Here is an 11859-nt window from a genome sequence, read left to right on the forward strand (position 1 = left end):
TAGAATGGGGAATTATATGGACTTATTAAATAAAGTAGGAAAAACGCCACTAATTAGATTAACTATGGATGGTTTTAATCTAACGGATATTTTTGTGAAACTTGAGTATTATAACCCAACAGGAAGTGTAAAAGACAGAGCGGCATCGTATATTCTACCAAAATTACTTAACGATAATCTAATAAACCAGGATACGACAATTATTGAATCGTCATCAGGAAATTTTGGAATTTCTCTTTCTACTTACTGTAGGTTTCTAAATTTAAATTTTTTATGTGTAATCGATCCAAACATAACAACAGTAAATGAAGTACTAATTAAGAACTTAAGCAGCGAAGTTATAAAAGTTATGGTTCCTGATAAGCATGGGGGCTATCTACTAAGCCGTATTAACAAAGTAAAAGAATTATTGAAAACACGAGAAAATTCCTATTGGATTAATCAATACGCTAGCTATTATAACGCCGAGGCTTATTATGAATCACTTGGTAGTGAAATCTGTGAAGAGTTGGATCATATAGACTATTTATTTATGGGTGTCAGTTCAGGCGGAACAATAACAGGTGTCTCACAAAGAGTTAAAGAAAAGTTTCCCTCTTGTAAGGTGATAGCTGTAGATACGGAAGGTTCTGTAATCTTTGGTGGACAGGCTAAAAAAAGATATATTCCCGGAGTCGGATCAAGTATGGTTCCTAACATTCTAACTCAATCCAGAATTGATGATGTAGTTATTATTGAGGAATATAAAGCAGTTCAAATGTGTCATCGATTATTACGGGAAAATTCTATGCTTGTAGGGGGATCATCTGGATTAGTACTGAGTGCTATAGAGAAGTATTTTAGGGGTAAAAACTTATCAATAAGACCTAAAATTTTAACGATTTTTCCAGATCGAGGAGAAAGATACATGGATACTATTTATAATGCAGACTGGTGTAATCGATTTCTGTCAATTTCTACAACAGTTAACTAGACAAATAAAAAAGAGGGTGGGAAAGTGAGCATATTAGTGCATGAGTTATTGAGCGATAACTTAACTCGAACAAGTGAAAATACACTCCTAAAAGAGAAAAATATGTGTATCACACATGGCGAACTTGAAAATCGATCAAATCAGTTTAGTAACTATTTGTTTGAACTTGGAGTTAATAAAGGGGATCGAATAGCATTGTTAATGGACGCATCAATTGATGCAGTTATAGCTATTGTTGGTATCATGAAAATTGGTGCCATATATGTTCCTATCAATGTTTCTTGTAGTAAAGAAAAAATTGATTATATACTGAACGAAACAGAGTCAAAAATCTTTATCGCCGAAAGTAAATACCTTAATGGTTTATTAACGAATAGTAGTTTAAATAAAATTAAAACTATTATTCGTGGTAATGAAGAGAAGGGTTTTGAGTTGTATAGGTTTTCAGACTACCTAACGTTTAGTAGGGAGCATCTGAAACGAAATAAGATTATTAGCAAAGATATCGTTAATATAATATTTACATCTGGAACAACAGGAACACCAAAAGGTGTAATGGTGAGACACGAAAATATTACACCTTTTATGAACTATGTTACTAAACGATTTAATCATAATGAGCTTACAAGGACACTAGGAAAAACACCATTATCTTTCGATCCATTTCTTACAGAAATTGTCCCTAGTTTTATTAGTGGTGGATCCGTGTACTTATATAACAATTTAATTTCTATAAATCATTTTCTTAAGGTATTACAAGAGGAAAAAATAACCAATTTCGGTTGTGGACCTTCATTATTATTACTTTTAGTTGAAAATAAAGAACTACTAAGAAAGTATGATCTGTCAAATATGAAACAAATCTATTTCGGTTACGAAAATTGTCCTATAAATATAATTAGAACGTTGCAGACGTACTTACCGCAGGTTACGTTTATTAATGGGTACGGAACAACAGAAACATATGCTAGTAGTACCTTTCATGAAATTAATTATCCAATACCTGAAGATATGGAAAGTTTACCTATTGGAGAGCCAATTGAAGGTACAGAACTACTTATTTTGAATGAGGAATTTTCTTTAACTAAACCTGATGAAATAGGTGAAATGGTGATAAGAGGTAATTCAGTTATGAGTGGTTATTGGAAAAATCAGAAAACAACGGATGAAGTTCTAAAAGTAAACCCTTTATTCCCTGAAAGTATGGAAAAGGTATACTTTACTGGTGATTTGGTAAAGAGAAATTCAAACGGAGATATTCTCTTTATTGGAAGAAAAGATACACAAATTAAAATACAAGGATATCGTGTGGAACTTTTAGAAGTACAAGGTTTCATTGAGTCTCATCCGTTAGTCAAAGAATGCTGTGTCATTGCAATTGAGCAAAAGGGCACAAAAAAAATGGTATGCTATCTTGTTACTAAGGAGAATATGTTAACTGAGCTAGATGAAATCAAATCTAATTTAATCTCCAATCTAGAGCCATATAAATTCCCGCATGAATGGAAACTTATTTCCCATATTCCAAGGAACGCAAATAGTAAAGTTGATAGGAAAATACTAGAGAACATGTATCGAAAGGAGATTCATAGTGAACACAATATCATTTGATGAACTAACGAATAAGTACGATTCCCATATTCACATTTTTATGGTAAGCGGTGATAAAGAGAAGGATCGACTTTCCATAAAAAATATGTTAGATACTAAAATCCAAGCACAATACATTATACCATTGATGATCGTACCAAATAAAGATGATGGATATCATGATTACTTAAAACAATTAGCTGAAGAATTTGGACTTCTGGATTATGAAATCTATTATATTGAGGAAATCCAGACGTTGTACCCAGAACTTAAAAACCTAAGTATTTTTTCTAATTGGGATTATATATATTCAAAACCTAATTATTTCCTTACAATTCTTTCTTTATCTATAGCAAGAACTGAAGCCATAGGTAGTGAAAACCTGTGGGTACCTTGGACATATTATGATCTTCAGAATATAACTACGGATGTTTATGAATATATTAACGCGATTAAAGAACTAGCAACTATAGGAACTTTAGAGGAGCATGTTATTAACATCAAGTTCCCCATTCTTCAAACTGATAAAAGGTTGAACATTCACCAACCTAAAACTATTAATACAAAGGACGATAGCGCATTAATCATGTTTTCTGGAGGACTTGACTGTACAGTCGCAGCGTATATTATGGATAAATTAGGTAAAAATATATCTCTATATAACGTACAGTATGGTCAATCAAACCGTTATCAAGAACAGTGTAGTATAAAAAAAATCGTAGCGGATTTAAACAGGGAAAAACGTGTACCGTTTGAACAAATTTCATTAAGTTGTATTCCATCCATAGGAGGTTCAGCATTATTAAGTGATGACACAACATTACAGAGCAATAATTCTAAATTAGAATACGTTCCTTTTCGTAATACCAACTTACTAAATTTTGGACTCATTTATGCAATAAAACAAAATATAAAGTATGTTGTAACTGGCGGACACCATGATGATACCTTATCACCAGATAATAGATTGCCTTATTTTGAGACCTTTCAAAGAGTGTTAAATCTCCAGAATTGTTCGAAAGAAATTAAGCTATATCCAGTTCTCTTATATCTAGGGGGGAAAAGTGAGTTAATTTATGTTGGGAATCATTTAAATGTTAATTTCAAAAACTGCTGGTCTTGTCTGAATTACATAGGTCATTCAGAAGTTGGTGAGAACTGTAGAGCTTGCGGCACTTGTGGGAATTGCTCTACTAGATATCATGCTTTTAGAAGAGTTGGATTACATGATCCTGTTGAATACTTGACTATCCCTCATATGAGAGAGGAATGGTATGGATGGGCAGATGGGAGCGATAAATTGCTTGAACAAATAGGAATCACGAATCTGACTTACTATAAGGAATGAGGATAAGGTAAAAAACATGAATATGACCAGGTTTTTCCTTAACCCAAATGATAAATTTGATGCTGAAACGTATACCAATTATATGAAAAGTGAGGAAGTGCTAAAATTCCATAGAAAGATTCATGGATACAAGCCAAGTCCTCTTCTTAAGCTTTCTAATATCGGAAGTTTATTAGATATGAGTCATTTATATGTAAAAGATGAATCCGGTCGTTATGGAATACAATCATTCAAAGGATTAGGTGCTAGTTATTCTATTTATTGTATAATCAAAAAAATGTGGAAAGAAAAATTTAATACTTCATTTAAGATAAGAGATTTATGGAGTCCTTCCCTTAATTTACTGGGGCCAATAACCTTAACTGCTGCCACGGATGGGAACCATGGTAAGGCGGTCTCTTGGTTTACACGATTAATTAAACAGCAAGCTATCATATATATGCCCAAAGAAAGTGCAACTTCTAGAATTAAAAGCATTGAAGAAGAGGGTGCTAAAGTAGTACTTGTAAATGGAACTTATGATCAGTGTGTACGGCAGTGTAAAAAAGATGCTGAACTTAACGGACGGCAAGTAGTTTCCGATACCGCCTACCACGGTAACATGGAACAGCCGTTTGATATAATATTGGGCTACACCACTTTGTTTAAAGAGTTGGATGAACAGTGTCAAGAATTATTTGACTATGTTATAGTTCCTGCTGGGGTTGGAGGAATTGCTGCGGCTGCGGCTCTTTATTTTAATTACTATAAAAAAAGTTCCACAAAAATTATCGTAATTGAACCGCTGAGTTCCGCTTGTATAATGGAATCTCTGATTGCAGGTACGCCTTCGTATAGCAAAGGTAGGCAGGAATCAATTATGGCAGGACTCAATTGCGGGTTTCCATCCCTACTTTCTTGGGAGTTGTTGAAAAATACTGTTTATTTGAGTGTAGCAATTCCCGATGAATACGTAATTCAAGCAATAAAATATTATTACGATGAAGGAATAATTTCAGGTGAGAGCGGTGCAAGTGCACTAGCCGGTTTATTAGCCATTATAGATCATCAGGATATCGCTAGGAACTTAAATATTATTAACTCTTCGGTACTCCTTCTAAATACAGAAGGAAATACTAATCCAGCGATTTATTCATCTATTATTCGTTAATACGAAAAAAGTCTCTGGGGGGAAAATATGGATCTAACCGTTTTGATTGCAGTAGCAACTGATGTAAGAATTAAACAATGTATATTATCTATTGATGAGGATTGTGAAATACTTGTAGTTGCCAATGGCCCGTCTCTAGAAATTATTCAGTTATTACAAGGAATGAAGGACATAAATAGCAAAATAAAAATCATAACAATCAATGAAAGAAACTTGAGTAAAGCTAGAGATATTGGAATGCATGCAGCAACGTATAGCAAAGTCATTTTAATGGATTCCGATTGTGTCTTTGCAAGAGGATCTATTCGACAGTTCTATAATAAAATGGAAAAAGAACAGATTGTAAATGGTAAAATTAATTTCATTAGTAATAATTGGCAAAGTAGCATTGTAAAGCAAGTACGTGAATATCTTAATGATCCAGCAAACACTGGCTTTGCATTTGCTCCTGGATTAGGACTTCGCAAAGAAGTTATACATCTAATTAATGGGTATTACTTTGACCACCAAATTAAATGGGTTGAAGATGCCGAACTAAATATAAGGATACGTAATGCGGGAATTAAAGTGTGCCCGTTACCCTCCGCAGAAATAAACCATGTACCATTAAAAATATTGCAAGATTTACGTGCAGCTTTTAATTATGGCACAGGAAAAAGAATTGGCGTTAAAAAAGGAATTATGCAAGGAATTGGGGCGTTTTGGGGAGAAATCCCAGATATAATAAGAAAAAAAGGAATACAACCTGCATTATTTATGATTGTGTGGAATCTATTTTATATCTCAGGATATATTTTACAACCTTATTTAAAAGAGGCGTAGTTTTAGTAAAGGGTGACTCGGTTTGTTAAAAAAATGTTTTTTATTATTTAAATGGTGGATATTTTTATATGTTTTACTAGGGTTTCTGGTTCAATTTTCGAATACTTATGGAATCAAAATTTTCCAAGAATTATTGGATGAAGTTGTTATATCTAATAGTTTCAACGAACTAACCAAACCTCTCGTTCTTTACGGCATCTTACTAGTAGGTTCAACTATATTAAATTATATTATAGAGTATCCTCAGGTTTATCTTTCAAACAGTATGTTAGAGAAATTAAAAATAATGGCGTTAACCAAGGTTTCAAAAATTGATTATCGTTCATATCAAAATATAGGCACAGGGGAAATGATAAAGATTATAGAAAATGGTGCCACAGCTGGAACTAGTATTATTTATTCTTTTTATTTAAGAATATTTCATGAATTATTGCCAACAATTATTTTCAGTTTGCTTTTTATTGGTTTTTACAGTATTAAGATAATGCTAATAATAGCCCTTGGTTACATTTTAATTTTCTTTTTAACAAATTTATTACTCAAATTTTTGTATAGTGTAAAATCGTCTTTACTTACAAGTCAAGAGAACATGTCCAAATACTCTATTAGAGGATTTATGGAGCTAGTAGTTTTTCGAATAAACAGAAGATATGAAAATGAAATTAAGCGGTTAAATAATACTGCAAATGACATTATACAAAAAAGTGCGCAAATAAGAATGATACATGAATCTTTTTTTGCGATTTTCTCTTTGCTAGTTAATATAATAAAAGTAATTGTATTAATTTTTGGAGTGAAAAATATTCTATCGGGTGATGCATCAATTGGGGTAATCGTTGCCCTATTAATGTTTATTGATAAAGTATACACACCAGTTGCTATATTCAACGTTCTTTATGTTGATTACAAATTAAATCAAGTAACCTATAAAAGATTCGAAGATTTCTTAAATGCCCCAGAAGATAAAAATTTAGTATTAGGAAAGGAGATAAAAAGTGTTAATGGAAATGTTGAATTTAAAAACGTAGTATTTAATTATAGTGATACTGTTGTCTTGGATAATGTTTCATTTTCTATTCAACAAGGAACGTCAGTCGCAATTGTAGGATTAAGTGGAAGTGGAAAATCAACAATTATCAAATTATTGTTAGGGCTGTTAAAGAAGAAATCAGGTAATATCTATATAGATGGAACTGATATTGATGATATTAAACTAAACAGTTTATATGAGTATGTATCATATATTTCTCAAGATGCCCCGATTTTTGACACAACAATTCGAAGTAATATTATTTTTGATGACAAAATACCGGATGAAGAGATATTTAATATATTGGATAAAGTTCATCTAAAAGAAAAGATACTTAGTTTTCCTGAAAAATTAGATACAATGGTCGGTGAAAGAGGAATGAAATTATCTGGAGGGGAAAGGCAACGTTTAGCATTCGGGAGAATTATTGCACAAAAAAGAAATCTTGTTATACTTGATGAGCCTGTTTCAGCCCTTGATAATATTACTGAAAAAAGTATTATGGATAATATTTTGAGTCTTTTTAGAGGGAAAACTGTTATTATCATTGCTCATAGACTTAATTTCATAAAAAACGTAAATAAAATTTTGTTGGTTAGAGATGGGAAAATAATTGATGAAGGTAACTTTGAATATCTAATTGAAAATAATACATATTTTCAAGAGTTATGGAATAAGGAAACAAAGGATAAATGTGAACTATCTTCTTTATAATAGAATAAAAATTGAATCATATAAGTCTGTAAATGTATGCTTTAATGGATGGGGTGCTTTTCTCTAATACCGGATGAAATTGTATTGGGAATATGTTGTTCTTTCTTGAGATTTTAAATAAGCATAATTCTTCTAATAAAACACCCTCGTGACAAAAGGTGCCAAAAGAGTGCTTAACTCATTTTATTGTAGCTATTGGATGGAATACTTTAACTGAGAACATTTCAAAACATTGATATAAGGGGGATAGTTGAATATTTTAATGTGAAACTTCACAATGAATGACCGTTGATTTTATCTGAAATGCTCATAGCGTTCTATCAGAAAGGTCTTATCAGTTACTCAACTGATAAGACCTAAAAAAGAGAAGTTGTGTGAGCGTTTGTTCTAAGATTGACCTCATACCTTCATAACTACAATGTGATTTCACCATTTCCTTCAACCACTCTTCCCAGTTCTTCAACCTCTCCCCGAATCCCAATCGCAGGCTCCCACGAATCAATCAAACGAATCGCTCTCTGATTAGCTTCCATCGCTTTCGTTTTCTCTCCTTTACGGTTCAACAGCTGCGCCATCCCGTAAAAATAATAGATCAACTCAACCTGATTCGCGTTTTGTTTGTCATAGAGCATTTGCTCAAAGGCTTCTTCCGCTTTTTCAAATTGACCACATTTCACGTAAGCGACACCCAGATTGAAATAGGCTTCTATCGTTTTTTCGCCGCCGTACGTGGAGCTGATTTCATTTGCGGCTTCGTATAATTGAATGGCTTCTTCCTCATGACCTCTCGCAAAGCTTAGGTCTCCGCGAACCAGCAGAACCCTATGTTGAATTGTAGGGGAAATTGGTTGATCTTCAATTTCGCTTAAAATGGTCTCTGCTTTTTTCTGTTGCCCGGCTTTTAAAAACAGCCTTGCTTTGAGTGCGTGTCCCCAAACCTTTAAATCATGGGCATCGTGAGCGTCTGATTGTTCCAGAGTCTTCAGTCCGGCCTCTATTTGCTGTAAGGCCCCGTCTAAATCATTGACTTCCATCAGTGCCCAGCCTGCTGTGTCGATTCGGAAGAACGCTTCTCGCGTGTGTTGGCCTAATTGATGGGCGACGTCGGCGGCTTTGCGCCCGTATTCGATTCGCAAGGGCAGGTTGATTCTGCTTAGAAAATGGCTGAAGCGGGTGATGAGTTCGATTAGGATTTCTTTTTGATCGGTTTCGCTTGCCCATTTGATGACCTTTAAGATGTTTGGCCATTCTTGTTTCATATGATCTAAGTTCCGTCCCAGCAGGTAGCTCCAATAGATAGAGTTGGGCTGTTCACGCTTTAAATGGGTTTCGGCATAATCAATATAATAGTGCGCCCAGCGATTGCGGGCTTCTTTTTCATATTCGTGCTGTTCGGACAAATGCTGTTCTCCGTAGGCGACAACGGTTTGGTGCGCTAAGTATTGCGTCCTGCCTTGGCGTCGTTCCGGCTGAATCAGCGCATATGACCGCATTTGTTCCATAGCGTAATGAAAACGGCGGGCGTCTAATCCGGCTGCTGCTGCCAGGCTTTTTTCATCAGGCGGCTTGCTGAAAAAGCAAAGCGTCTGCCATAGCTTTCGCGTATCTTCATTGCATCTGTCCCAGGTGCGGCCGAAGAGGAACTCAAACAATTCCAGCAGTGAGTAGCCTGCTTTTCCAAGTTCATGAATCAGCTGCTGAGCGGGTATGTCATCATCTGACATATAGGCGATGCTGAGTGCCATGGCTTTCGGGTTTCCGGCAGTCGCTGAAATGAATTCGTTTTTCAGGTTAGATGATAGATGTAACAGCTGCTCCAGCTTTTCCCGTTTAAGTGGGAGGTTGCATGTTTGTAAGCAGCGGTGCACTTCTTGCTGGAAAAATTCGTGGGCATCTGTTTGTTCAAGGCCGCTCAGCTGAATAGCTGTCATTTCTCCGAAGCTTTCCCGATAGGTTTGTTTTACGTTTTCCCGTGCAGTGAGGAGAACTTTTACGCCTTGTGGAAGGCTTGTGATAAATTCGTGAATGTCACGTTCTGCGGTATCGATGCTGTCAACGATCAGCAGGATCGGTTTTTCTCTAGTGTAATTGGCTAACGCATTGCGGACGACGAATCGTTTTTCATTGATTGATTTATCGATTTGTTCTGTGCGCCCGAGCTGATAGGCGATCGTATTTAAAAAATCGCTAAAGTTCAATTCTTTCCAATCAGCGCTGACCCAAATGATGCTGTTGAATGAGGGCCAATCTGAAGTATCGTCGACACAGGAATAGGCGGCTTCAAGAACGACTGTGGTTTTACCCATACCGGCCCAGCCGGTGATTAAACAGACTGGTGACGGAGAAAGCATCCATTGCCGTATTGCTTCCATATCAAAGCTGCGTCCGATAAAGTGTCCGGACCAGCGTGACGGTAGGTTATGCGTGATAGGCTGATCTGTAAGCGCATTCGTTTCTTGGTTAGGTCTGTCATGAAAAAGCCGCTTTACTGCTTTTTCTATATCGTCATCATAGGGAGCTCCGAATGACCCGTCCTTTCGCAGCGTTTTCGCTTTTTTCAAACAAGACGCTGCCCATACAGGCAATGCGGGTTTGATGACTGGGATGGTGGTGGTTTCCAACAGGTTGGTCAACCACTCGATATCGAAGTCGGTCTTTTCGAGAATGATCCAGATCATCCCGAACAGTTTTCCGTCCTCAATTCTCCCGGGAATGTAGTTTACCCCCATCTGTCCGATCCAGCTTTTGATCGTGTTTGAGGAGACTCCCAGCTGGAGTGCGATTTTATCTATGTAAGACTGTCCTGTTTTTTCGTTCTTTTTCCTTCTGACTTTATAATCAGGATGAAGTTTTAGCGTTTTGACGCCAGGTGCCAGCAGTTGTGCAAATTGTTTTCGGTTTTCAAGTTCAGCCATAAGCCTGCACCTCCTATTAGTACTATTTTATCAATTCAGCGTTTTTTGTATATGAAAAAATAAAAGTACAGTGCCGCTGTCCTTTTATACAGCAGGAAAGGCTGTTGAACGTCTTGAAAAGCAGATAAAATGGGGGCAGTAACAGAGAAAACAAAAATGTATGCACTTACATTTTATTTTCTAAAGAAAGGAATTTGCCAAATGACTCACACAGTACCTCAGAACATGAAAGCGGCTATTATGCACAGCACAAGAGAAATCAAAATCGAAACAGTGCCTGTGCCTGACATCAATCATGATGAAGTGTTGATTAAGGTGATGGCTGTCGGAATTTGCGGATCAGATCTGCATTACTATACAAATGGCCGAATAGGCAACTATGTAGTGGAAAAACCATTTATCCTAGGCCATGAATGTGCAGGTGAAATTGCCGCTGTCGGATCATCTGTCGATCAATTCAAGGTGGGAGACCGTGTGGCTGTAGAGCCGGGTGTTACGTGCGGACGCTGTGAGGCGTGCAAAGAAGGGCGCTATAATCTTTGCCCGGATGTACAGTTTTTGGCTACACCGCCGGTAGACGGCGCGTTTGTTCAATATATCAAAATGCGGCAGGACTTTGTTTTCTCTATCCCAGACTCACTTTCTTATGAAGATGCTGCCTTGATCGAGCCGTTTTCTGTCGGCATTCATGCGGCGGCAAGAACGAAGCTTCAGCCCGGATCAACAATTGCGATTATGGGGATGGGCCCTGTTGGGTTAATGGCCGTTGCCGCAGCTAAAGCATTTGGGGCAGGCAGAATTATCGTCACTGACTTAGAGCCGCTGCGGTTAGAGGCTGCGAAAAAAATGGGAGCGACTCATGTCATTAATATCCGTGAACAGGATGCGCTTGAAGAGATTAAGACGATCACGAATGAAAAAGGCGTTGATGTTGCTTGGGAAACAGCGGGGAATCCAGCGGCACTGCAAACTGCACTGGCTTCTGTGCGCCGAGGCGGGAAACTGGCGATTGTCGGTTTGCCTTCACAGAACGAGATTCCGCTCAATGTGCCGTTTATTGCGGATAACGAGATTGATATATACGGAATCTTCCGTTATTCGAATACGTATCCGAAGGGAATTGAATTTCTCGCTTCCGGCATTGTGGACACGAAGCATCTTATAACGGACCAATATTCACTGGAGCAGACACAAGAGGCGATGGAACGGGCGCTTCAATTTAAGAATGAATGTTTAAAAGTGATGGTGTATCCAAATCGCTGAGTGAACAGGGAGGATCTTTGTATTCTCCCTCTTGTGTACTGAAAATGAAAACGG

The 11859-nt window shown here is 36.7% G+C and carries 8 protein-coding genes; 7 read left to right on the forward strand and 1 reads right to left on the reverse strand.

Annotated features, from left to right (window positions below):
- Window positions 1-16 precede the first annotated feature (16 nt).
- The 6 genes from sbnA to MY9_RS03585 are packed head-to-tail and all read left to right on the forward strand — an operon-like array spanning window position 17 to window position 7627.
- Window positions 17-973: a 2,3-diaminopropionate biosynthesis protein SbnA gene (gene sbnA, locus MY9_RS03560; protein WP_014663023.1), complete on the forward strand. Its 957-nt coding sequence runs from the start codon at window positions 17-19 to the stop codon at window positions 971-973.
- A gap of 24 nt (window positions 974-997) precedes the next feature.
- Complete coding sequence (locus tag MY9_RS03565) at window positions 998-2584, forward strand: amino acid adenylation domain-containing protein (RefSeq protein WP_014663024.1); 1587 nt, start codon at window positions 998-1000, stop codon at window positions 2582-2584.
- Window positions 2565-3911: a 7-cyano-7-deazaguanine synthase gene (locus MY9_RS03570; RefSeq protein WP_014663025.1), complete on the forward strand. Its 1347-nt coding sequence runs from the start codon at window positions 2565-2567 to the stop codon at window positions 3909-3911. Before MY9_RS03565 ends, MY9_RS03570 begins: the two co-directional genes overlap by 20 nt.
- 16 nt (window positions 3912-3927) lie before the next feature.
- Window positions 3928-5061 (forward strand): diaminopropionate ammonia-lyase, encoded by a 1134-nt coding sequence (locus MY9_RS03575; RefSeq protein WP_014663026.1) that lies wholly within the window; start codon window positions 3928-3930, stop codon window positions 5059-5061.
- Window positions 5062-5088: 27 nt separating this feature from the next.
- Window positions 5089-5883, forward strand: a complete 795-nt coding sequence (locus tag MY9_RS03580; RefSeq protein ID WP_014663027.1) for a glycosyltransferase family 2 protein — start codon at window positions 5089-5091, stop codon at window positions 5881-5883.
- 22 nt (window positions 5884-5905) lie between these two features.
- Window positions 5906-7627 carry an ABC transporter ATP-binding protein gene (locus MY9_RS03585; protein ID WP_014663028.1) on the forward strand — a complete coding sequence of 574 codons (1722 nt, stop codon included), beginning with the start codon at window positions 5906-5908 and terminating at the stop codon, window positions 7625-7627.
- A 413-nt stretch (window positions 7628-8040) separates the two neighbouring features.
- Here the strand turns inward: MY9_RS03585 and MY9_RS03590 are convergent, their stop codons facing one another.
- Complete coding sequence (locus MY9_RS03590; protein ID WP_014663029.1) at window positions 8041-10542, reverse strand: tetratricopeptide repeat protein; 2502 nt, start codon at window positions 10540-10542, stop codon at window positions 8041-8043.
- 201 nt (window positions 10543-10743) lie between these two features.
- Here MY9_RS03590 and gutB point away from each other — a divergent pair, with 201 nt between their 5' ends.
- Window positions 10744-11805: a sorbitol dehydrogenase gene (gene gutB, locus MY9_RS03595; RefSeq protein WP_041521484.1), complete on the forward strand. Its 1062-nt coding sequence runs from the start codon at window positions 10744-10746 to the stop codon at window positions 11803-11805.
- Window positions 11806-11859: the final 54 nt, after the last annotated feature.

Source organism: Bacillus sp. JS (assembly GCF_000259365.1).
Classification (GTDB): Bacteria; Bacillota; Bacilli; order Bacillales; family Bacillaceae; genus Bacillus; species Bacillus stercoris.